Raw genomic sequence first — 24,041 nt, forward strand, 5'->3', positions numbered from 1 at the left:
TTCTATAATGTAAAGAAGCTTAAAAATTTTAGACAGAAAGGACATCCATTTTCTATGAAATTAGGTGCCCGTGTATTTAAAACTGGTGTCGCCATCGTGTTTGCACTATTTATTGCTGAGTTGCTAGAGCTACCTTCACCTGTTTTTGCTGGGATTGCAGCAATTTTTGCGATTCAACCATCTATTTATCGCTCCTATCAAACGATAGTTGAGCAAGTACAGGCCAATATTATAGGAGCTACCATCGCGGTTATTTTTGGCTTACTTTTTGGTCACCATGTAGTAGCAATTGGCATTGCAGTCATTACTGCTATCGGTTTAATGTTGAAATTTAAACTTGAGAAATCGTTGTCCCTAGCACTCGTTACAGTCGTAGCTATTATGGAGTTTCAAGGAGATGACTTTCTTACATTTGGTCTTATTCGCTTTAGTACCATATTAGTTGGGGTGTTAGCAGCATTTGTTGTCAATCTGTTCTTCCTACCGCCAAAATATGAAGTAAAGCTATTCCGTAAGATTTACTTTTTACAAGATGATATTATTCGATGGACGCGACTTGCTGTTCGTCAGGCATCTGAGCATACATCTACAAAAGGAGCATTAAGCAAGTTTAAGAGTCGTATGCAACGAGTTGATACACTGTATGATTTTTATAAGGAAGAGCGTAATTACTTAAAAAATAAAAAGTATGTAAAAGCACGTAAATTAGTTGTTTATCGTCAAATGATCACAACGTCAAAGAAAAGTTTAGAGCTGCTTCATCGTCTTCATAATCATGAAAACGAATTAGCACAGCTACCGACACAATTTCATTTAATGATTCAAGAGCGACTTGATTTTCTGCTAACTTACCATGAGCAGCTACTGTTAAAATATACAGGAAAATTAAAGCCCGAACATTCTGCGTGGAATAAAAACATCGATTATGTTCAACGTAACGACTTAATGGAAATATTCATCAAACAGATAAGTTATGCTCACGATGAAGGCGATACTGAATTTTCGAGCTATCACTTGCTTTATATTTTATCTCGCATTTTAGATTACGAAGAAAACCTAGAGCATTTGGATACGCTCATTGTGTCGTATCAGACTCATCACGGTCATGAAATCAATGTGGAATTTGAAGAGGAAATTATTTAAAAACCCACACTTTGACAAAAATCTTTTAATTTTATATGGCTCCTTGTTCAACAACATGGAGTAAATGATTCGAAGCATTCGATGCGTTATAGCAACGAATGCTTTTTTCTTGATTCTTATTTTTGTTAGTTAACAAATGATTTCGACTCTCGTTGATATATATGACACAATCAATTAAAATAACATTGAGAAAAGTCTGAACAATAAATGGTGTTTTAACGTGAATTAATACGATTCAAATGTATGGCTATTAAAGAGAATAAACATTTCTCCATCTTTTATTATATTTGTACTCTGTTTCTTGCTGGAACAAGCTTTCTTGCCGCTCCGATATTCAAGGGGTATATTAATGGGGGATTAATGCTAGCCGTCGCTATAACATTACTCCCTTCTGTAGCTTTGAAATAAAGACCGCTCAAAAACACCATGCAAGCCCATATTTTACATTAAATTTATAGAACCCGTTTTGGCACCGTTAATGGTGTTTTGTTTTTAGTTTTGGAGATTTTGTTTTATTAGATTTTATCTAGTTATTTATCATGTTTTAAAGTTTATCTTAGCATCTTAGAAGGAGGTATAATTAGTGGTAAAGAAATTCTCCCTATTAATTGGAATTATAGTTTTGCTAGTTAGTTGTAATGAAGTAAAAGATCCTCTTATATATAATGGTAAAGAATTAACAGTTGGTGTCATTGGTTCATCACCAGAAATAAATGACGAAAAAATTAAATTCAAAGAAATAACTTTTAATAATTTAAAAAGTGACATAATTACTAAAAATTTAGATGGAATTATTATTATGAAAGAATATCTGAAGGAAGCTGATGACGATCAATATGTTGAAGATTATCGTGCATTATCTATTCCGATATTCTTTATGCAATCTACTAAGGCGCATATTCCATTTACAAATAAAGGAGTTACTTATGATAGTATTCCAGATGTGCAGGAGAGCTATGCAACAGGATATTTATGTACTAAAGAAGAAGGGCAGTTTAAGGAACAAACATGGAGATATCAACTGAAAGATAATAAAGAAAACAAAGATAATATTCAAGATATTTATACTCGAATTTTCAAAACCATTGAATTAGTTACTTATTAATTAAACAATTCTTAAATTACTTTATTGTTTTAAAGGGCGTATTCCGTTTTAAACTGTACCTATAAGATAGACACTTTGAAAAAAGTCTATCCTATAGGGTACTTTTGTTTATAATGAAAAAAAGATGTTGGAGTAGAGTGAAATGGCCGTAATTTTGTGCTTGCTCTTCTAGTTTTATTCTTGATGCAAAATCTATAATTTTTGTTGGTAGTTCAGCTACAATGGGTGTCTATCTTGATAGGCGATATTCTGTGTACTCAAAAGAGTATTGCTGTAGGGTTGGAATAAAGTTCAATCAAATACGGGCTGCAAACGCTGATTTTATAATAGAAGAAACCCACGCACTTTGAACAAAGTTTGATCAAAATGTGAAGGTTGAATTTTTTATGTATTTCTACTTTTATAAAAAAGATTAATTAAAACCTTGAACTAATCTTATTAGACTTGCTTAATTAGCTCTTCATTTTACATAATTCATTAATCATGAAGCTTGATAGTTATAACTTTACCCTTCTGATTTTCTTTCCACGATTTCCACCATTTAAGTTCATCATGTGAAAAATCCATTGGGACGCATAGTATCCAATTATCCATTTCATTATTTTCTACCGCTGTTTTAAAAGATTCTCTAATTTGATTTTTTCTACTATCATCTAAGCGATTCAAAAAAACTTACATTGTACAATTGTCGAATCTCCATTTTCCTCAATGATATCAATATTTACTCCGCCATCTCCTAGAACTACCTCAACTTGGTGAACATCTGCATTAGGAAATTCACTAGCATAAACATCATAACAAATGTCTTCAAATTTTTGACGAGCACCTTCTAAGGTTGGAACAGGATTAAGTTCTCAATTTTTATGCAATTTACTAAATATTTTTTTCCAATTATAATTTTGGCTTGTTTCTCTATGTTTTAGCTACGAAGTAATATAGATGGAGAGATAAATATGTTTTCCTTATATTACTTAGCTGTGTACTTAATTTTTATATGTACAATTTTTATTGTTACCAAAAAGCTTAAAAGTAAAATTTAAGCACATCAAAAGGGCGAAGAGTTAGCATTATATCCATCCCTTCGCCCTTTTTTATTAGCTTTTCATTTTCGGATCAAGTGCATCACGCAGACCGTCACCCATTAGATTAAAACCAAGAACCGTTAACATAATAGCTAAGCCTGGGAATATCATCGTCCACGGTGCCTTTAATAAAAATGTGCGGGCATCCGCTAGCATTTTCCCCCACTCGGGTGCTGGTGCTTGAGCGCCTAATCCAAGGAAGCCTAGTGCTGCCGCTTCAATAATCGCTGTCGCTATTGCTAGTGTCCCTTGTACGATGATTGGCGTCATTGAGTTTGGTAAAATATGCGAGAACAAAATTCTTGAATCACGCATTCCAATTGCCTTTGCTGCTACGATATATTCCTCTTCTTTAACACTCAATACTTTCGAACGAATTAAGCGCCCAAAGTTCGGTACGTTAATAATGGCAATAGCAATCAATGCATTTTGTAATGACGGCCCAAGCACTGCCACTACTGCAATAGCTAGTAAAATACTAGGGAACGCTAACATAATATCGAAAATACGCGAGATAATCGTATCAATCCATCTACCATAATAACCCGCAATAATGCCAAGTAAACTCCCTATAATAACGGACAGAATAACCGAAAAAAAGCCTACCCATAAGGAAATACGAGCTCCATGTATGACTCTTGAGAAAATATCCCGACCAAAGTCATCTGTTCCAAACCAATGCTCACTCGACGGTGCTAATAAACGCTTCGTTAAATTTTGTTCATTAATACCTTCAGGAGCAATCATCGGACCACATAAAGCAAGTATAATGAAAAATAGTACAATGCCTGCACCTACTAGGGAGATTTTGCTCTTTTTAAAGCTACGCCAGCCTTCTCTCCAAGGACCTGCCGCACGTTCACGACTTGGTGCTGCCTCTGTTTTTATATCTATCGCTCCAGTCATTATCGTATCTCCCCTCTACTTGTATTTAATCCGTGGATCAATCACTGTATACAATAAATCCACAATCAAGTTAATCATGATAAAAATAAAAGCAATTATTAAAATACCTGATTGAATAACAGGATAATCTCGGAAACCAATGGCATCATAAATATAACGACCAATTCCAGGCCAACTGAAAATTGTCTCTGTTAAAATGGCACCACCAAGCAGTAATCCTGTTTGCAAGCCGATTACTGTTAACACTGGAATAACTGCATTTTTCAATGCATGCTTATACACTACTATAAACATTTTTTGCCCCTTAGCTCGTGCAGTGCGTACATAGTCAGAGCGCATTACTTCAAGCATTGAGGACCTAGTTATCCTTGCGATAATCGCCATTGGAATTGTTGCAAGCGCCACGCCCGGCAATACTAATCGCTTTAATACCTCCGTAAATTGATCAAAGCGTCCTTGTATTAGCGTATCCAGTAAATAAAAATGAGTCATGGAGGTTATTGGATTTCGAACATCTTCTCGTCCAGACGTTGGGAACCAGCCAAGCTGATTACTAAATGCCCATTGCTCCATTAAACCAAGCCAGAAAACTGGTACAGACACTCCAACTAAGGCAACGACCATTGCCACATAATCAAACCATGAATTTTGGAACCATGCAGAAATAATTCCAGCATTTACTCCAACTACCACAGCGATAATCATTGCAAATAGTGCTAGCTCGGCCGTTGCCGCTAAATACGGGAATATTTCCTCTGATACAGGTAATCTAGTTCGTAATGATACCCCTAAATCTCCCTGAAAAATGCCACCTAAATAACTAAAGTATTGCGTATACCATGGCTTATTTAATCCTAAATTTGCGTTTAATGCTTCGACAGCCTCTTTCGTTGCTTGTTGTCCCAAGATTACTTGCGCTGGATTACCTGGGATTGCACGAATTAACATGAAGACGATAAAAGTCATTCCAAGCAAAACTGGGATTAATTGAAACAAACGTCTTCCCATATAGTGAAGCATCTTCTTCACCTCTCTGTTATTTTCATAATATACTTTTGCATGAAAAGCATTGAAGTTTTTACACATACTGTAGAAAGGGTCAGCTTTCACCAAACGGTTTTAACGTTTAGATGATTGGTCTTTCATACAGAAAAAATAACTTTAGCCTATCAGAAAAAGAGCATTTTTATATAATTCTTTTGTAAAAAGAACCTGCAAGATTTCTACGGCTTCCCCGCAGAAAAGCAAGCAGATTCTTCAAAACTCCCTTTTAAATTAATACTTGTTAGCTTTTATGCCTACTTCATATCCACTGCATCTAAACGGTCAGAACCTGTTGGATGCGCAACATAATTTGTAACTTTAGTGTTTGCAGCTAAAATTGGCGTAGAGTGAGCAAGTGGAACCCATGGAGCATCCTCCGAGATAATCTCTTGCGCTTGCTTGTAAAGTTCATTACGCTTGTCCTCATCAATTTCAGTTTGTGCAGCTACTAATAGTTTGTGTAACTCTTGATTATCATAGAATGTATAGTTGTTAGAATGGATGTTATCACCATCTAATAAAGTATAAAGGAAGTTATCCGCATCTCCATTATCACCTGTCCAACCAAGTAAGAATGCATCCGCCTCCCCATTTTCTGCCTTTTCTAAATACGTAGCCCATTCAAAAGATACAATTTTAGATTTAATACCAACATCCTCCAAGTTCTTTTGAATAGCTTCTGCTACTTTTTGTCCGTCTGGCATGTATGGACGTGGAACTGGCATTGCCCATAGCTCAATTTCTTTACCATCATAGCCAGCCTCAGCTAGTAATGATTTTGCTTTTTCTGGATCATATTCATAGCCTTTAACCTCATCGTTGTAACCTGAAATTACTGGAGGCATAGGATTTTTCGCTGGCTCTGCTAGCCCTTCATAAAACGCATCAACTAATGCTTGCTTGTCAATAGCATAGTTTACTGCCTGACGAACTTTTACATTATCAAATGGAGGTCGAGTGACTGTTAAACCTAGATAACCAACGTTCATAGATGGACGTTCAATTAACTGTAAATTGGCATCCCCTTCAATTGTCCCTTTATCAGATGGACTTAAGCCATCAGCCACATCAATATTACCTGCGATTAAATCAGTTAAACGTGCAGAATTTTCCGGAATGGAACGATAAATAACTTTATCTAATTTTGGATAGCCATCAATATAGTAATCTGGGTTTTTCTCGATTGTGATCGCATCATTACGTACCCAGCTCACAAACTTGAATGGACCTGTTCCTACAGGATTTGTTGATAAACCTTCTTCATCTGCCTCAAATGCTGTTGGAGAAGCTATCGCAAATGGAGACATTGCTAAATTTTTCAGGAAAGGTGCCTGTGGTTGGCTAAGCTTGAAGACAACAGTATTGTTACCTTCAGCAGTAACCGATTCTATAACTTGCGTGTCACCAACGACAAATTGAGAGCTAAAATATGGATGTTTATCAGTATTTGATTTCCAGCGCTCAAAATTTTTGACAACTGCCTCTGCATTGAAATCAGTACCATCATGGAATTTCACTCCTTCTTGTAGCTGGAATGTATAAGTCAGACCATCTTCTGACGGTTCCCATGATTTTGCTAAACCTGGCTGAATTGTTACATCTTTCTCACCGAAGTTTACTAGCGTTTCATAAATGTTAGCTGTAACTGTAAAGGATTCTCCGTCTGTAACAACAGCAGGATCTAATGCTACAGAATCTCCTCCACGACCATAGACTAATATTTTTGGTTCACCACTGCTAGCTGTATCGCCACCACTTGAAGTATCTTTACTACCCGTATCCTTAGTATCTGAGCCACCACAAGCAGCTAAGATTGTCGAGAGAACAAGGATAAGCATTACACCCAAAGTCCAAAACTTCTTTTTCTTCATTGAATTTCCCCCTAAGTTTTTTTATATCATTGAATGTTGGATTGCATCATAAAGATGGCAAGCAACATAATGACCCGGCTTTACTTCTTGCATTTTCGGAACTACTTGAGAACATTCTTCTTTTTTAAAAGGACATCTCGTATGGAAAGTGCACCCGCTTGGCGGATTTGAAGCACTTGGAATATCTCCAGAAATAATGAGCTGTTCACGTTCAAACGTAGGATCTGGAACAGGCACTGAGGATAGCAGCGCTTGTGTATATGGGTGAAGTGGCTCAGCATATAAATTTTCGCTTGCTGTCAGCTCCACTAATTTCCCTAAATACATAACACCTACACGATTACTAATATGGCGTACGACTCCTAAATCATGGGAGATAAAAATATAAGTTAGCTTTAATTCCTTTTGTAAGCTTTGCAATAAATTCAATACTTGGGCCTGTATTGATACATCGAGTGCAGAAACAGGCTCGTCCGCAATAAGCAAACGAGGGTTCGTCATAAGAGCACGAGCAATTCCGATACGCTGTCTTTGACCACCACTAAATTGATGTGGATACCGTTTCACATGATATTCATGTAACCCAACAATTTCGAGAAGCTCTACTACCTTCTGTTTCCGTTCCTTTGCATTGCCCATTCCATGAACAATAAGAGGTTCCTCCAATATTTTCCCAATATTATGTCTAGGATTAAGAGAGGCATAAGGATCTTGGAAAATCATTTGAATATCTCTACGGGCTTTGCGCATTTCATTGTTCGATAATTCTGAAATCATTTTACCTGCGAATTCAATTTTACCCTCTGTTGGCTCAAGCAATCGCATTAAAAGTCGACCAGTCGTTGATTTACCACAGCCAGACTCACCTACAATGCCTAATGTTTCTCCTTCAAACACTTCAAAGGAAACATCATCCACTGCCCTGACATCTCCAACCTGTGTATTAAAGACACCCTTCCGGATGGGGAAATATTTTTTCAAACCATCAACTTTCAATAAAACTTTCGACATGATGCTCCACCTCCGGCTTCTCTAGTAAAAAACATCTTGATTTATGCTGCTCTGCTGCATCATATAAAGGTGGTGTTTCTTGCACACAGCGATCCATCGCAAATTCGCAACGTGCTGCAAAACGACAGCCTACCTCAATACTTCCTGGCTTTGGTACACTGCCTGGTATAGAGTAAAGATTGTCCTTTTTAAAACGCATATCTGGTATCGATTTAATAAGTCCTTGTGTATATGGATGCTTCGGATTAGTGAAAATCTCCTGAATAAGCGCCTCCTCTACAATCTGACCTGCATACATTACAATAACCCGCTCACATGTCTCTGCTACAACACCTAAATCATGAGTAATTAATAAAACAGCTGTATTTAAACGTTTATTTAAATCTTTCATAAGCTGCAAGATTTGAGCTTGAATCGTAACATCTAGTGCAGTCGTCGGCTCATCAGCAATCAATACCTTCGGATCACAGACAAGCGCCATCGCAATCATGACCCGCTGTCGCATTCCTCCCGATAGTTGATGTGGATAATCTTTTAATAATTCCTCAGCACGCGGTAATCCTACAAGCTTCATAATTTCAATTGCCCTTGCAAAGGCTTCTTTTTTCGACCATTTTGGATTATGAATTAATATCGCTTCTTTTAGCTGATCCCCAATTGTAAATAAAGGATTTAAGGATGTCATAGGCTCTTGGAAAATCATCGCCACATCTTTCCCACGAATTTTCCGCATTTGTTTATCAGATAATGTTACGAGATTTTTGCCATCTAATAGTATTTCCCCATCCGTTATTTTTCCAGGTGGTGACGGTATTAATCCCATAATGGACAGTGATGTGACACTTTTTCCACTTCCCGATTCTCCTACAATGCCTAATATTTCTCCCTCATGAACAGAAAAATCGATATCATCTACGGCAGGAATTTGTCCATCATCTGTAAAAAAGGTTGTCTTTAAACCTTTTACTTCTAGCAGCTTTTTCCTCATGATCAATCGCTCCATCCTACCTATATTTTACTTAATTACATTAACTATCACTCAATTCCCTATTTTCAGATAATTCTAACCAAAAATCATTGCTCTTTCAATCATAATTATTCTGCAATAAACATAAATTTTCTACATCATTCGAGTTTCGTATTAATAATTTCTTATTAAATAATAATATTTTATATATATAACAAAAAAATAGCCTTCCATTTATGTTTAATGGAAGACTTTTTCTAAATTATTAGCTCATTACCAAAAGTTTTTGGATGACATTTGTTAAAACGTATGGGGATCAGCGTCACAAATGAGACCCTGGAGCGAGCCAGTAGAGGTACGAAGGCTAAAAGCACCACGTCCTGTGATAACGCCTTCGTGACCAACATCCTTTTGGCCCAAGCGGCTCATCGGACGCCCCCAGAAAGCTCTGCTCTGTGCGAAAGCGAAGCGACAGCAACAACAAAGCGCCCCGCCGGAACGGAAATCTCCCCCACGCTATGATGGTGAGTCAGATTTTTTCTATTTGGCGTGGTATATCAATCTAAATGTTGCACTTGGAATAAATTATAGTATGTTCCCTCGTTTTGCATTAATTGATTATGTGTACCACTTTCAATTAATTGTCCATGATCTATAACTAAAATTTTATCAGCATGTGTAATCGTAGAAAGTCGGTGAGCAATAATAATTGTTGTACGTTCATGCGCAAGCACATCTAATGATTCTTGAATAAGTGCCTCGCTTTCTAAATCCAATGCAGAAGTTGCTTCATCCAATATTAAGATAGGCGGATTTTTTAAAAATACACGAGCGATTGCTACTCGCTGCTTTTGACCACCTGATAACTTCACACCGCGCTCCCCGACCTTTGTGTCATAGCCATTTGGCAAGCCCATAATAAAATCATGCGCATTTGCCGCCTTGGCAGCAGCAATGACCTCTTCATCAGAAGCATCTGGCTTACCCATTAAGATATTTTCTTTTACTGAATCACTGAACAAAATATTATCCTGTAGAACGATTCCAATTTGTGAGCGTAAAGAATGTAATGTTACGTCACGAACATCATAACCATCAATACACACGGCTCCACTTGTTGTGTCATAAAAGCGAGGAATCAAACTAATAATGGTTGATTTTCCTCCACCACTCATTCCTACAAATGCAACTGTCTCTCCAGGATTAATAGTGAAATTGATATTGTTTAAAATTTGTGAGCCATCTGCTTCATATTGAAAGTTCACATTGTCAAAGCGGACCTCACCCTTTGCCCGAGGTAGCTCTAACGCATTAGCCTTGTTTTTTACTTCATAAGGCTCGTCTATTAATTCAAACATTCGATCCATTGAAGCAATTGACTGTGTTAACGTCGTTGATGAACTTACGAGACGACGAAGTGGACCATAAAGTCGTTCAATATAAGCAATAAAGGCAACCATCGTTCCGACTGAAAGCTGACCATTAATAACCTGATAACCTGCATAAGCAATTACTAAGAGAGGTGCTACATCCGTGATTGTATTCACCACTGCAAAGGATTTAGCATTCCACTTTGTCTGATCCAGTGCCTTCTCTAAAAATTCACCATTGGCTTCATCAAATAATTTTTGTTCATGCTTTTCTAGCGTGAAGCTTTTAATAATGCTCATTCCAGCTACACGTTCATGTAAATAACTTTGCACACCTGCAAGTGCTTGCGAACGTTTACGTGTTAAATCCCGAAGTTTACCAAAGAAGTACCTCACACTAAATGCATAGAACGGGAATGCAACTAATGCTACTAGCGTAAGCTTAACATCCATTGCGAGCATAATACCGACAGCAATAACAATTGTCGCAAGGTCGAGCCAAATATTCATCAAGCCTGTCATAACAAAAGTTTTTGTTTGTTCCACATCATTAATCACTCTTGAAATAACATCGCCAGCTCTTGTATTTGCATAGTATCTTAAACTTAGTCGCTGTAAATGCGCATATATTTGTTGTCGAATATCAAAAAGCACTTTGTTACTAACATGTTGAGCAAAATATTGACGGTAATACTCAATCGGTGGTCGAACGATAAAGAATACAATAATGGTACCACCTAACCAGTAAAACAGCTCTTTTGTTTTCTCTGCATCCGTTAAATTATCTGCAACGACAATATCATCTAACACAATTTTAATCAGTAATGGGATAAATAGCGGAATCGCAAATTTCACTATACCAATTAAAATCGTTAAAATAATTTCCCATGTATATGGTTTTACAAACCTCATATAACGCTTAATGCTACCCAATTTATATCACATCCTTATTAAAAAGCCTTATCCTTATGTAAATTAAGCAAATGAAAGGCACTTCATTTCGTCCAACATGGAACACCTCACATCACCTCGCACATAAAAAGAAACAGACATCCACAAACTGAATGCCCAAACGTATTATAGCAATATTTCTCCTGAAGTACAGTTAATACGGCTTTATCACTAACTATTTTGCGATCCAATTATTGAAGACATAAAAAAACACCCATTAGTAAAACTAATAGGTGCTACTAACAATCATCTGCTTGCATATCGAGCTGAAACTTATAACGATTTGTCCAGGCATCGATGAAATCAGGTGCAAAGGGTCCTCTTTTTTGTTGTATCCAGCTAATTAATTTATCGACATTGCGCTTTAAAATTTTATCTATGACATCTGGATAAGACATTTCCTTACTATGGAGCTCATATTCATCCTCATCCAAGAGTGAATAAGACATGTCAGGGAAAACTTTAATGTCTAAATCGTAGTCAATATATTTAATGGCATTATTATCGAAAACAAATGGTGAGCTTAGATTACAATAATAATACACACCGTCCTCACGTAGCATGCAAATGATGTTAAACCAGTGCTCCGCATGGAAATAACAAATAGAAGGCTCTCTCGTTAGCCACGTACGACCATCGGATTCTGTCACAAGTGTCCGTTCATTCGCACCGATAATGATATTTTTCGTTCCTTTTAAAACCATTGTTTCTTGCCAAACACGGTGGATACGGCCATTGTGCTTATAACTATGTATTTGTATCGTTTCTCCTTCTACCGGTATTGCCATCTTTGAAGCCCACCTTTTCGTCTATGCTACCTAAATCTAGCAGTCTCTAGTATATTATAGCAATGTGTACGCGAAAGGTGTAGTTAGAAAACCACAAATTTCCCTGCGTCCTTTTGAATTTGTACAAAATTTCGTATATTTGAAGCGAATTTAATCATAACAATAACCCAAATGGAATTTTTTGTTTATTTCTTTATTTGAGCCGGGTGACTTAAGCTGTTCCTCGATCTACCTGACAGTTTTTCCACTGACCTGAGCAATTTTCTTATCTACCTGAGCGGTTCCAAGCACCAGAGCAGTTTTCACGTGTACCTGAGCAATCCTTCTTCAAACCCGTGCATTTCTCTCGTCTTAAATTTAAAAAGGAGCTGCCTTTTTAATCTTATCGATTTTTAGACAGCTCCTTAGAGGTAAATGCAATTATGCAATTACAAAGTGTTATTCACCAAGGTCTTGGTTAGTTTTATTGAAGTTACCTGAAGATTGAGCTTTCTTTTGCTCTGCTTTAGCGTTTTGCTTTTGCACTTCATTAACGTCAGTTTCATAACCAAATTCTTGACTTTGACGTTGCATGTTTTTGTTTGGTTGTAAATTTTGGTTGTTTTGCTTTTTCATTATTCATTCACCTCCACGCTAATTATTGTGTACCGAGATGAATGCTTTTATGCTCATAAATTTTTTTATTTTAGACAATATGATTTCGTCTTTATTTCTTGCCATATTTTTAGCATTGGAACTGGCATTGGTAATAATTCTATCTGCTCGGGAGTCAGCCATTCGCCCTTTACTGTTGAATCACATTTCATAAAATAGCTATTTATATGCCATGTTAAATGTGAAAAAACATGTTTAAATGTTAGCAAAGCCTGCTGTGATTGAACTTTTATAGCATAGTCATTACTAAAAGTATCTATTGAATCTTTACCATGCTCAAGCATTGGAAATTGCCATAGATTAGCTAGTAAACCCTCTGCAGGACGCTTCTCCATTAAAATACGACCTTTGTCATCTTCACATACAAGAACATCATATGTAATATGCTTCATCTTTACTTTTTTAGATTTGATAGGCAGTTTTTCTGGCTCACCTTTATTAAATGCAGTACAGTATTCCCGAACTGGACATAATAAACATTTTGGTGAAGTAGGTGTACAAATAAGTGCACCAAGCTCCATTAAGCCTTGATTGAAGGATGATGCATTTTCAGGGTCTATCAGTTCTTCAACAGCCGCTTCAAAAATCTTTTTTGTCTTTGGAACTGCAATATCATCATGAATATTAAGCACACGACTTAAAACACGCATAACATTACCATCAACTGCATGTTCGGGCTTATTATAGGCAATACTTAAAATAGCTCCAGCAGTATACGGACCTACACCTTTTAATTTGGAAATCTCATGGCGATTATTGGGTACTACCCCACCGTAGTTTTCTAATACCTCGCGAACACCCGCTTGTAAGTTACGTGCGCGGGAATAATAGCCGAGGCCTTCCCAATGCTTCAATAAGTATTCTTGTGGTGCTTCCGCAAGTAATTCTAATGTTGGAAAACTTTCCATAAAACGATTGTAATAAGGAATAACTGTGTCGACACGTGTTTGCTGTAGCATCACTTCCGATACCCAAATTTGATAAGGGTCCGTAGTATGCCTCCAAGGTAAATCACGTTTCTCAACATTAAACCATTCGACTAAAGATTGTCGAAATTCTGTTACATATGGATAATTCACGGTGACCTCCAGTGTCTTTACGATTTAATTTATGGTAAAAAGGGTATACAATTAAGAAAAGATCATTTGTGTATAACGACAATAATCGTCATATTTAACTGACAATTTTCACCTATCAATTATGCCTCGGCATAATTGCGTCCGGATTCGGCTTTGTGCTTGCACAAAGAACTCCTTTCCGAATTCCGTGACATCCGCCGGAGGCTTTAACTTCTTTCAGCGGATGTTTGGACACACGCTGAAAAGTGACTTAAAATCGCATTCATCTCACCACCTATAGAGGTGGGAGACTTCTGCTGAAAGTAGTTAAATTCAGCACAAATATCTTAATAAGTAAATATCAGGTATTACGATTTATTGAAATATACATGTATGCAAATTGTACTCTATTTTTATGCATACTAGGAGTGGATATTTTTGGATTCAGGTACACATTTCGTTATGGGTATAGCCCTCGGTGGTCTTGCATTAGCTGATCCCGTTGTAGCAAGTCATTCAATGACTTTTACCGCAGTAATTGCAGGTACGATTATTGGCTCACAGGCACCTGATGTCGATACAGTTTTAAAACTACGCAACAACGCAATTTATATTCGACATCATCGCGGAATAACACATTCACTACCAGCAGTAGCGATTTGGCCCATCTTAATTACAGCAGTTTTATCATTTATTATTCAAGACGCAAATGTGTTTCATTTATGGCTTTGGACATTTTTAGCTGTAGCTATTCATGTCTTTGTTGATATCTTCAATGCTTATGGTACACAAGCAATTCGACCATTTTCTAGAAAATGGGTTGCACTTGGTGTAATAAATACATTTGATCCTATTATTTTTTCACTACATTGCCTCGGCATTTTACTTTGGGCATTTGGTGCAAATCCAGTTTGGACATTTAGCATCATGTATCTCATTATCTTCGTTTATTACGTTTTACGATTTGCTGTCCAAAAGGCTGTAAAAAAGGCTGTGCATAATACCATTCAAGATGAAGAATATGTTATTGTAGCCCCTACAATGCGGTTCTTCCACTGGCGAATTGCGGCAAAATCAAAAACGCATTATTATGTTGGTCGTGCTTATGGGCGAACTGTTAATATTTACGATAAATTCGAAATAGAACCTTTACCGAAAACACCTCTTATTGAAATAGCATTGAAAGACCCCAATCTCGCTGCATTCGTGTCGTTCTCGCCATTGTATCGTTGGGAAATTTCAGAACTAGAAAATGGCTTAACAGAGGTGAGATTAATTGATCTGCGTTACCGTAGTGATAATCGCTATCCTTTCGTTGCTGTCGCTCATTTAAACGATGACAATGAGATCATCACTTCATACACAGGCTGGATTTTTACAGAAGATAAACTCCAGAAAAAATTACAGATTGGTGCAAGTAATTAAACAGCAAACCCTGACCAACATGGGTCAGGGTTTTGTTATTGCAACATATCATCACTAGCATCAAGTAAATGTGAGTATTTTGGATTGCGTCCTGCAAATGTATGCAGTTTATCGCCATAACTGGTAATCAATTGACGCACCAAATTTTCTGTGTAATCAGCCCCACGATAGTCATAGCCAGCCTTTGCAGAAGTTGATTCAAAATCACTCCACAAAAGCTCAATCCAAACTCGTGCACGTCCAGTTGACATCTGTGGGTTTTTTGCAAGTAACTCGGCTGTTAGTTTTTCAATTTTTTCATCCATTTATTTGCCAACCTTTACAGGAGATAGTATCGAAACAGGAAGAGCTTCTTGGTATTTTTCGCCCCCTAAGCGATGTCCCCAAGCAAAGCGTCCTTTTAAATAATCCACTTGGAAAAATTCATTTTCAGAGCCATCTATACGATACATTTCTCCAGGAGTTATTGTATCTAAATCCACTAAATAGGCGGCTGCCATTAAAGCCTTCCGCTCATACACTGCGAATTCATTGATGATTCCTAGCTGCTCCGCCTTACGCGCCTTCTCCTTTAGCATAGCTATTTCTTCACGTAATTCATGCTCTGACATTACAGCATAATTTTTTTCGTTCATTCCTCATTCTCCTTCTCTTCTATAAAACGATCTATAACCTCTATAGGAAAACCCTTTTGATAGAGCGCCTGTTTTATTTTCATTTTCAATTCATAACCAGTATACTTCGATGAGTACTTTTTCCAAACTTTTTCGCCTTGTACATCCAGTAACTGTTGCCATTCATCTTCATCTTGCTCAATCTCTACTTGGCCCAGTACATCGTCTACAACACTAAAAGAGTAACCCTTTCGCATTAGAAAATCTTGAATTTTAGTTTTTATTTGTGTTGGTGTTTTCTTTTTCTCTGATCGAACAACCTTTTCAGCCAGCTGTACCGCAAGTTTTACCTGCTCCTCATGACTATAGGTAGCAAGCACCTCATCCTGTAAGCTTTTATCAATTCCTTTTTTCATGAGATCTTGTCTAATCGCTTTGGGTCCCTTTTTCATCGTTGCTTTTTTCGTATTGAGTAATGCCTTGGAATAAGTTTCATCATTTAAAAAGCCATATGATTTCAGCTTTTGTATAGCCTCTAAAATAACTGCTTCCCCAAATTCTAATGTAAGTAGCTTTTTCTTTACCTCATGCTCACTCCGCATTTGATAGGACAAAAAATTTAACCCTTTATTAAAAGCTTTTCGAATCTCATCCTCATAGGCAATTTCCTGAATATCAAATTCCTCAAGCACTTTTCCCTTCGTTAATCCAAATTGAATGAGAATTGCCTCATCCACCGGAAAAGCATACTCTTCGTTCAAATATATATTATAACGTTCTGGATTGTTTTTTTGACGTGCAATTTTCGTAATAATACGCATTCGTAACACCTCACTAATTACCATTATAACATTTTTCGTTTGTATTGCTTTTTCCCGTGGGTATTCTGTCGTTTCGCGCGGGTATTTGCTTCTCTTCCGCGGGTATTTTCACCTTTCGCGCGGGTATTTGCCTCTCTTCCGCGGGTATTTTCTCGTTTCGCGCGGGTATTTGCTTCTCTTCCGCGGGTATTTTCACCTTTCGCGCGAGTATTTGCTTCTCTTCCGCGGGTATTTTCACCTTTCGCGCGAGTATTTGCCTCTCTTCCGCGGGTATTTTCTCGTTTCGCGCGGGTATTTGCTTCTCCTCCGCGGGTATTTTCACCTTTCGCGGGTATTCGCCTCTCTTCCGCGGGTATTTTCACCTTTCGCGCGGGTATTTGCCTCTCTTCCGCGGGTATTCTCTCGTTTCGCGCGGGTATTTTCCCGTTCGCGAGTATTCTCTCGTCCCGCGCAGGTATTACTTCAGGGAGCCTACATTTGTAAATGAATAGGTGGTAAACTTGCTCATAGAGAATTGTTTAATTTGCTTTGAAAAGAGGAGGGGTTCTTATGAAAATCGTTATTGCAGGTGGTACTGGTTTTGTAGGGAAAGCTCTAACAAAGCTGTTGCAGGAAAAAAGACATGAGATCATCATTTTAACACGGAACAAATCAGGTCGAGTAAACGATATTCAATATGTACAATGGCTACAACACGGAGCACGACCTGAACAGTTGTTAGATGCAGTCGATGCATTTGTTAATTTAGCAGGGATTTCTTTAAATAATGGACGTTGGACACAAAAACAAAAGAAAGCCATTTATACAAGTCGCATGGATGCAACACTTGAAATAATACGTATTATGGAGCACCTTACCTCAAAGCCAAAAGTACTTGTCAATGCAAGTGCAGTCGGGATTTATCCCACTTCTACAACGGATATTTATACCGAAGATTCCACAGACTATGCAACTGATTTTTTAGGCACGACAGTTCAGGATTGGGAACGCCATGCAAAACGTGCTGAGAAATTAGGGGTTCGAGTTGCCCTTGCTCGTTTTGGTGTTATTTTAGGTCGTAATAGTGGCGCACTTCCTTCAATGTTACTACCATATAAATTGCATATCGGAGGCACAATAGGTTCAGGTGAACAATGGCTTTCATGGGTCCATGTGGAGGACGTAGCACGAGCTATATATTTCGCAATGACGAATGATGATATGAAAGGCCCTTTTAATGTTACTGCTCCTAACGCAACACGCATGAAGGATTTCGGAAAAGCAATTGCAAATGTAATGGGAAGACGTCATTGGATGCCTGTACCAAGTGTTGCAATGCGTTTAGCACTAGGTGAACAAAGCATGCTTGTATTAGAAGGTCAGCATGTACTACCTACTGTTTTAGAAAAACATCATTTTACATTTAAGTTTCCTCATTTAAAAGAAGCACTTAAAGATTTATCCCACATTAACGGGCAGTAATTTATCTGTACCGAAAGTGAAGCATCAGGTACAAGACTCCCAACTAAAAATTCAGCGAAAAGATTAACTGCCCGTAAAAATCCGATTGGTGAAGACTAATAATCAGTGAGGATAAAGAAAACCCCACTGATTAAAGTTTGTAGAAAATCTAATAGGATAATTTTTTGAAAAATAACGCATCCTAATGAAAAAGAAAGGATGCGTTTTTATGTGGAAACAGCATATAGTAGGAGCGGTCATCGCTACTTTTATTATTGCCGCGGCAATTAGCTTTAATCCATATTCGGCTTCTGGCTCTGATGAATATAACTGGGGCTTTAAACGAGCGAAAAACGGTGAACAAGCAGAAGCTGGGGCACAGCTTGATCAAGTAGTTGAGAAATATGGTGCAATTTATAAAGGAAAGCCTGATAAAAAAGTTGCTTATTTAACCTTTGATAACGGATATGAAAATGGGTTTACGGAAAGTATTTTGGATACTTTGAAGAAGGAAAATGCACCAGCTACCTTCTTTTTAACTGGTCATTATTTAGAGAGTGCCCCTGATTTAGTAAAACGCATGGTTAAAGATGGCCATACGATTGGCAATCATTCATATGGGCACCCAAATATGGCGAGACTAACGCCAGATGGTATGCGTGCAGAATGGAAAAAACTAGATGATAAGTTACGTGAATTGACAGGTATTGAACATACAACATATGCTCGCCCACCTGAAGGGACATTTAATGCGAAATTATTAGAGGTAGGAAATGCTGAAGGCTATCGTCATATTTTTTGGTCTGTTGCCTTTAAGGATTGGGTAAGGGATCAACGTCGTGGCGCAGATTATGCGTATAATGCGCTGATGGAACAGCTTCACCCTGGCGCTGTTATTTTAATGCATACAGTTGCACAAGATAATGCAGAAGCACTCCCTATGTTTATTGCTGAAGCGAAAAAACAAGGCTATACATTTTTATCCCTTGACGATTTAGTTTTAGAATATGAAGATTTTCCTGTCGCTTTGCAATCATCTACTCCTTAGTTATAATGGGGAGATGATATTAAAAGAACAGGGACGTGGAACGCTTGACACAGCAAACAACAATGGAAGTAGGACAAAAATTTCCTCTAACAATAAAAAGACTTGGTATTAATGGTGAAGGTGTAGGCTTTTATAAGCGTAATGTCGTATTCGTAAAGGGCGCCATTCCTGGTGAAGAAATTACAGCACAAGTGACTAAAACACAGCGAAACTTTGCCGAAGCGGAAATATTAAACATTCGCAAAGCTTCACAACATCGTCAGGAAGCCCCTTGCCCAGTTTACAACGAATGTGGCGGCTGTCAGCTTCAGCATATGACCTATGAAAAACAGCTAATTGAAAAGCGTGATATCGTTATTCAAGCATTAGAACGTTATGCCAAGCCTTTAGCTAACGGAGTTGAAGTTCGCAAAACTCTAGGAATGGATAATCCATGGAATTATCGTAACAAAAGCCAGTTTCAAGTACGCAAAGAAGGTAAGCGGGTCTATGCAGGGCTATTTGCAGAAGGTAGTAACAAGTTACTGAACATCAATGATTGCCTTGTCCAACATCCGATTACATCAAAAATTACAGTGGCAACACGTAAAATTTTACAAAAACTAAATATTACTATTTACGATGGTCGTACGCTTGATGGCTTAGTACGTACGATTGTTGTACGTACAGGGATTCGTACTGGTGAAACACAAGTTGTGCTCGTAACAACACGTAAAGAAATTCCTCATCTAGCTGAGCTCGTTGCACGTATTAAAAAAATCGACCCAAGCATCGTATCGATCGCTCAAAATATTAACCGTGAGAAAACATCATTAATCTTTGGTGACGAAACAATTGTCCTCGACGGCAAAGAAACGATTCACGAAGAGCTTGGCGAATTAGCCTTTGATTTATCAGCTCGTGCCTTTTTCCAACTGAATCCAACACAAACCGTTCATCTCTATGATGAAATCAAAAAAGCCGCAGCATTAACAGGCAAGGAAACAGTTGTTGATGCTTACTGCGGTGTTGGGACAATCGGTTTATGGCTAGCTGACAAAGCGAAAGAAGTTCGGGGAATGGATGTTATTCCAGAAAGCATTCAAGATGCACGTAAAAATGCACGTAACCATGGCTTCAAACATACAAAATACGCAGTCGGCACAGCAGAAAGTGTCTTAGCAAAATGGCGCAAGGAAGGATTTACACCAGATGTTATTACGGTAGATCCACCACGCACAGGTCTAGCACCAGAGTTTATCCGCACTGTGTTGAAGCTAAAACCGAAGCGCTTTGTCTATACGTCTTGTAATCCTTCAACATTAGCGAAGGATTTAAATGAATTATCGAAGTTTTATGATGTAGAGTATATTCAGCCCTTGGATATGTTTGCACAGACGGCGCAAGTGGAGTGCGTTGCGAAGCTTGTGTTGAAGAATAAATAATGATGAAGAAGGACGCCTTGAGAATTCTCGAGGTGTCCTTTTCCTTTACAATCGTTTTTATTTCCTCATTCATTTCATACGTAAACCAATGAGTTTTTACAGAAGTAAAACAGGCGTCTCCTAAAATTAAGAGACGCCTGTTTGTATATTATTTTTCTATGTAATGCACAGCTCCAGCTGCCTGGTGGATGACGGACGGTCCAGAAAAATCAACACCTTAACCAGTTGCCCAGGATTTAAAAGATTTTTATACTTTAAGTTTTTAGCTTTAATACGAAAGAACTTTGACACGTAAACTTTGGACTTTTACCTTTAACCTTTGAGCTTTCAACTCAGTTTGTTTTAAAGTATCCATTGTAGTAAGGCATGTTTAAGGTTTTAACTCGCACACATGCCTTGAAGCGCGAGCGACCTTTCGTTTTCCGTTTTCGCTAGGCCATGCATATTTAGTTATGCTTGCACTTCAATAAATGTTGTTGCGTTTGATTCGGATAATACAGCGTCAACCTCAGATTCGAATTCTTCAATTCGATTACTTAACGCTTCAATTTTCTTTTTAACATTCATTGGATCAATTAACTCGTACTCGTTTCTTTTCATAAATGTGTCCGTATGTAATTTTACTTCTTCTGGAGATTGTTTATCTTTATTTCCTAATATATTAACTAAATACGTTTCTAGCTTTGCTGGCAACGCATCATTTTCTTTTGCAACCGTATTTACAGCTGAACGATTTTGCTGTTGCATAACTTCTAACAGCTTCTTTTCATATTGAATGGACTGTTTACGTTCAATCGCCTCAGCTACAGTCATCTCTTCTTTTCCCACTATCACTTTTGTTATAGCATTGGACTCCACAACTAGCGCCTTAATTCGGTTGCGATAGTCAATTAAGCTAACTACTTTATCGTATGAGGCTTGCATTTGCTTTTCATATTCTTGAATCTCTACACCATTAATTTTGCTATTGCTTTTACGATTAGCTAACACTGAACTAACTTCATTCGTTGCTGCTTCAATGCGATGATTTAGCATCTTTAGTTCTGTTAATGCACGGTGAATCGATAATTTTTTATATTCAGTCATGATTTAATCTCCTCATAATAATTAGTCATCTAAGCAAGTGTTCTTCTATTATATATTGATAGAAATTCAAAGTCCAAATATTACCTATCCTCTAATATCATTTGATTTTATGAATGCTTGTCTGTATAATATAATTCTAGGTGCCAAACCTATGTGACTTGGACGGAACATCCTTGTCACGCAAAGAACGCCATAACAGCACGGATTTGCTGGGCGTTTTTTTGTTTTATGAGCGGGAAGATGAGCCCCGCTCTTTTATTTTGCCTAAAATTTCACATTATGTAAAAGCTGAGCAATTCACTCGAGCAATAACTTCCCCTACCTGATTCAATCTTCTCTATACCCAAACGATTGACGCTCTTCCGTCCGCTTCAAGGATGATTTCCAAAAGACAAAGCCTCTTACATCGACACTAGTCGCTTATTTTTATTTCGTCCAAATACTAACAAAACAATAGCTACAGCTAGCAAAAGCATCGCTACTAATAAAAGGAAGCTGTACTTTACATATTCTAAATAAACGCCACCTAAAAATGGCCCTGTTAAGCTACCGATACTAAGGGCAATGCCGCAAAGCAGATTTCCTGTTGGCAGTAGCTCTTTTGGTGTTAAATCTGCCATATAGGTAATACCTAATGAAAACATCGAACCGACTAATGCACCTGTAAAGAAAAATGCTACGGCTACTGCCATTTGAGAATGCTCTAAAAAACTGGCAATCCCCAAAATAATAGCCCCTCCAAACGAGCCGATCATCAAGACATAACGTCGTCCTATTTTATCTGCTATTGCACCAAGCGGCACCTGCGTTAAAATCCCACCAAATGTAAAGACTGATAACATAATCGGAATCATATTCACGTCAAAATCTTTACGTAAAGCATAAACTGGGAACAAAGCATTTAAAGCAGATTCTAAAAATCCATAAGCAAACGGGCCTAAAAATGCGATCCATCCAAATGCAATGGCTATTTTATAACGATGCCAGCCTCTTGCATGTAAGTCTCTCGTTAAACGTTCTGGTTTTTCATTTTGTAAAAAGAATACAAAAGCCCATGCAAATAAACACATAGCTGATGACACAATAAACGGTAATGCTTCTGTAACTTGTATAAGTTTCACCATTAAAGGTCCGACTGCAAAGCCTGTACTAAAGGACAAGCCGTAAATGGCCATACCCTTTCCTAAGCTTTTATGATCTGTGGTGCTTGTAATCCACGTTTGTGTTGCAAAGTGTAATGCATGATCTCCTACTCCAATGAGTAAGCGAAGGACAAACCAGAAAGTCACACTTTTCCATAAAGGAAATATTAGCAGTGAAGCAAACACAAGTGCACCGCCAATTAAAATAATCGGTTTATAGCCCCATTTTCGTAATGGCTGCTCGATAAATGGGGAGATTAATAAAGTTCCTATGTATAGACCTGTTGCATTCAATCCGTTCAACGCGGAAGATACCCCATCACGTTCGAAAATAATTGAAATTAGCGGTAAAAGCATCCCTTGTGAAAAGCCTGAAATAGACACAATTAACACTAGAATGGCAAATCTTTTTTTGCTGTAATCTGAGAAGTATGTCATCTTTTCCTCCAACATCAAGTCATTCTTCCAAATAACAGCATACCAAAAAGCCTTAGCGCTCACCACATGTGATTTTACGCTAAGGCCTAACTAACACTTATCTCCATTTAATTGTATAAACACGAATTTCGGCTTTTACATTGGCCGAGTACTTGTTTAAACTCCCTCCTTTTCGAGTTAGAGTTTTTTTGGATTTTTTAAATCAACTCCTTTAACTTTTCTTAATATTAATTTAACACACACACTCAATATTGTAAATATTCCGTCTATTGATTTTTACAAAATAATCGCTAAGTCCTAGGTGTTTACCTAAGCATTGAAATTTAGTCCCAAATCAGCTACGATGGAGGGGACGAAATGAGGTGTATGTATGTCAAATCCAATCACTGATAAAAAGCAGCAAGTAAATTACTTAAAAGAGCGTCTTGAAATATTTTTAGAAGTTTTAGATGCGATTGACCCTGAAACAACTGAATTAGAGGATATTGATCGTTTAATTCAAATGATGGATGATTTAGAAGATAAAATGGAGCAATTTAACGCTCGTGAACAATAATTACTAATCAATTTCGCCTTGGCGTAATTGCGTCCGGATTTTGAATTGTGCTTGCACAATTTATTCCTATCAAAATCCGTTACATCCGCCGGAGGCT

23 protein-coding genes are annotated in these 24,041 nt (G+C 37.6%); 8 read left to right on the forward strand and 15 right to left on the reverse strand.

The window, feature by feature from the left end; translation table 11 throughout:
• The first annotated feature begins 54 nt into the window (after positions 1 to 54).
• Entirely contained in the window at positions 55 to 1,143 is a 1,089-nt protein-coding gene (locus FJQ98_RS22595; protein WP_053597136.1) for an FUSC family protein, read from the forward strand.
• A 583-nt stretch (positions 1,144 to 1,726) separates the two neighbouring features.
• Positions 1,727 to 2,248, forward strand: a complete 522-nt coding sequence (locus tag FJQ98_RS22600; protein WP_053597090.1) for a hypothetical protein — start codon at positions 1,727 to 1,729, stop codon at positions 2,246 to 2,248.
• Between the two features lie 1,094 nt (positions 2,249 to 3,342).
• Here FJQ98_RS22600 and nikC read toward each other — a convergent pair.
• The 5 genes from nikC to FJQ98_RS22625 all read right to left on the reverse strand — a co-directional run bounded on the left by nikC (position 3,343) and on the right by FJQ98_RS22625 (position 9,150).
• A complete protein-coding gene (nikC, locus tag FJQ98_RS22605) occupies positions 3,343 to 4,236 on the reverse strand; it encodes a nickel transporter permease (protein WP_053597092.1) in 894 nt (297 codons plus the stop codon).
• Positions 4,237 to 4,251: 15 nt separating this feature from the next.
• Positions 4,252 to 5,256 carry an ABC transporter permease gene (locus FJQ98_RS22610; RefSeq protein ID WP_053597093.1) on the reverse strand — a complete coding sequence of 335 codons (1,005 nt, stop codon included), beginning with the start codon at positions 5,254 to 5,256 and terminating at the stop codon, positions 4,252 to 4,254.
• 278 nt (positions 5,257 to 5,534) lie between these two features.
• Entirely contained in the window at positions 5,535 to 7,151 is a 1,617-nt protein-coding gene (locus tag FJQ98_RS22615) for an ABC transporter substrate-binding protein (RefSeq protein ID WP_053597094.1), read from the reverse strand.
• Positions 7,152 to 7,172: 21 nt separating this feature from the next.
• Positions 7,173 to 8,162: an ABC transporter ATP-binding protein gene (locus tag FJQ98_RS22620; protein ID WP_053597095.1), complete on the reverse strand. Its 990-nt coding sequence runs from the start codon at positions 8,160 to 8,162 to the stop codon at positions 7,173 to 7,175.
• Complete coding sequence (locus tag FJQ98_RS22625; protein WP_082340430.1) at positions 8,137 to 9,150, reverse strand: ABC transporter ATP-binding protein; 1,014 nt, start codon at positions 9,148 to 9,150, stop codon at positions 8,137 to 8,139. The genes FJQ98_RS22620 and FJQ98_RS22625 overlap by 26 nt, the downstream gene beginning before the upstream one ends.
• A 375-nt stretch (positions 9,151 to 9,525) precedes the next feature.
• On the opposite strand from FJQ98_RS22625, the gene FJQ98_RS27340 reads away from it, so the two are divergent.
• Complete coding sequence (locus FJQ98_RS27340) at positions 9,526 to 9,651, forward strand: hypothetical protein (protein ID WP_277815984.1); 126 nt, start codon at positions 9,526 to 9,528, stop codon at positions 9,649 to 9,651.
• Positions 9,652 to 9,686: 35 nt separating this feature from the next.
• Here FJQ98_RS27340 and FJQ98_RS22630 read toward each other — a convergent pair whose 3' ends face one another.
• From FJQ98_RS22630 to mutY, 4 genes are all read right to left on the reverse strand, one after another.
• Positions 9,687 to 11,432: an ABC transporter ATP-binding protein gene (locus FJQ98_RS22630; RefSeq protein ID WP_053597096.1), complete on the reverse strand. Its 1,746-nt coding sequence runs from the start codon at positions 11,430 to 11,432 to the stop codon at positions 9,687 to 9,689.
• A gap of 257 nt (positions 11,433 to 11,689) precedes the next feature.
• Positions 11,690 to 12,238 carry a nucleoside tri-diphosphate phosphatase gene (gene ntdP / locus FJQ98_RS22635; protein WP_053597097.1) on the reverse strand — a complete coding sequence of 183 codons (549 nt, stop codon included), beginning with the start codon at positions 12,236 to 12,238 and terminating at the stop codon, positions 11,690 to 11,692.
• Between the two features lie 438 nt (positions 12,239 to 12,676).
• Positions 12,677 to 12,853 (reverse strand): gamma-type small acid-soluble spore protein, encoded by a 177-nt coding sequence (locus tag FJQ98_RS22640; protein WP_075807365.1) that lies wholly within the window; start codon positions 12,851 to 12,853, stop codon positions 12,677 to 12,679.
• Between the two features lie 65 nt (positions 12,854 to 12,918).
• Complete coding sequence (gene mutY / locus FJQ98_RS22645; protein ID WP_053597098.1) at positions 12,919 to 13,971, reverse strand: A/G-specific adenine glycosylase; 1,053 nt, start codon at positions 13,969 to 13,971, stop codon at positions 12,919 to 12,921.
• 417 nt (positions 13,972 to 14,388) lie between these two features.
• Here mutY and FJQ98_RS22650 point away from each other — a divergent pair, with 417 nt between their 5' ends.
• Positions 14,389 to 15,375, forward strand: a complete 987-nt coding sequence (locus FJQ98_RS22650; RefSeq protein WP_053597099.1) for a metal-dependent hydrolase — start codon at positions 14,389 to 14,391, stop codon at positions 15,373 to 15,375.
• Positions 15,376 to 15,410: 35 nt separating this feature from the next.
• On the opposite strand, the gene FJQ98_RS22655 is transcribed toward FJQ98_RS22650, so the two are convergent.
• Genes FJQ98_RS22655 through FJQ98_RS22670 form a run of 4 tightly spaced genes read right to left on the reverse strand, consistent with a single transcriptional unit; the run spans position 15,411 to position 17,172 of the window.
• A complete protein-coding gene (locus tag FJQ98_RS22655; protein WP_053597100.1) occupies positions 15,411 to 15,680 on the reverse strand; it encodes a YfhJ family protein in 270 nt (89 codons plus the stop codon).
• On the reverse strand, positions 15,681 to 16,010 hold the full coding sequence (locus FJQ98_RS22660; RefSeq protein ID WP_053597101.1) for a YfhH family protein: 330 nt from the start codon (positions 16,008 to 16,010) through the stop codon (positions 15,681 to 15,683).
• On the reverse strand, positions 16,007 to 16,810 hold the full coding sequence (gene recX / locus FJQ98_RS22665) for a recombination regulator RecX (protein ID WP_053597102.1): 804 nt from the start codon (positions 16,808 to 16,810) through the stop codon (positions 16,007 to 16,009). The genes FJQ98_RS22660 and recX overlap by 4 nt, the downstream gene beginning before the upstream one ends.
• Positions 16,811 to 16,833: 23 nt before the next feature.
• Complete coding sequence (locus FJQ98_RS22670; RefSeq protein WP_158003106.1) at positions 16,834 to 17,172, reverse strand: hypothetical protein; 339 nt, start codon at positions 17,170 to 17,172, stop codon at positions 16,834 to 16,836.
• 187 nt (positions 17,173 to 17,359) lie between these two features.
• Here FJQ98_RS22670 and FJQ98_RS22675 point away from each other — a divergent pair, with 187 nt between their 5' ends.
• The 3 genes from FJQ98_RS22675 (at position 17,360) to rlmD (ending at position 20,722) form a co-directional block, all read left to right on the forward strand.
• Positions 17,360 to 18,271, forward strand: a complete 912-nt coding sequence (locus tag FJQ98_RS22675) for a TIGR01777 family oxidoreductase (protein WP_053597104.1) — start codon at positions 17,360 to 17,362, stop codon at positions 18,269 to 18,271.
• A 208-nt stretch (positions 18,272 to 18,479) separates the two neighbouring features.
• Positions 18,480 to 19,298 carry a polysaccharide deacetylase family protein gene (locus FJQ98_RS22680; RefSeq protein ID WP_053597105.1) on the forward strand — a complete coding sequence of 273 codons (819 nt, stop codon included), beginning with the start codon at positions 18,480 to 18,482 and terminating at the stop codon, positions 19,296 to 19,298.
• A gap of 44 nt (positions 19,299 to 19,342) precedes the next feature.
• A complete protein-coding gene (gene rlmD / locus FJQ98_RS22685; protein WP_053597138.1) occupies positions 19,343 to 20,722 on the forward strand; it encodes a 23S rRNA (uracil(1939)-C(5))-methyltransferase RlmD in 1,380 nt (459 codons plus the stop codon).
• 450 nt (positions 20,723 to 21,172) lie between these two features.
• Here the strand turns inward: rlmD and FJQ98_RS22690 are convergent, their stop codons facing one another.
• Entirely contained in the window at positions 21,173 to 21,808 is a 636-nt protein-coding gene (locus FJQ98_RS22690) for a hypothetical protein (RefSeq protein WP_053597106.1), read from the reverse strand.
• Positions 21,809 to 22,209: 401 nt separating this feature from the next.
• The gene (locus FJQ98_RS22695; protein WP_053597107.1) at positions 22,210 to 23,388 is read right to left on the reverse strand and encodes an MFS transporter; all 1,179 of its coding nucleotides are present in this window, start codon (positions 23,386 to 23,388) and stop codon (positions 22,210 to 22,212) included.
• A 370-nt stretch (positions 23,389 to 23,758) separates the two neighbouring features.
• Here FJQ98_RS22695 and FJQ98_RS22700 point away from each other — a divergent pair, with 370 nt between their 5' ends.
• Positions 23,759 to 23,944, forward strand: coding sequence for an SE1561 family protein (locus FJQ98_RS22700; protein WP_053597108.1), 186 nt, complete (start codon positions 23,759 to 23,761; stop codon positions 23,942 to 23,944).
• Positions 23,945 to 24,041: the final 97 nt, after the last annotated feature.

The sequence above is a fragment of the Lysinibacillus agricola genome (genome assembly GCF_016638705.1).
In the GTDB taxonomy this organism is placed as follows: Bacteria; Bacillota; Bacilli; order Bacillales_A; family Planococcaceae; genus Lysinibacillus; species Lysinibacillus agricola.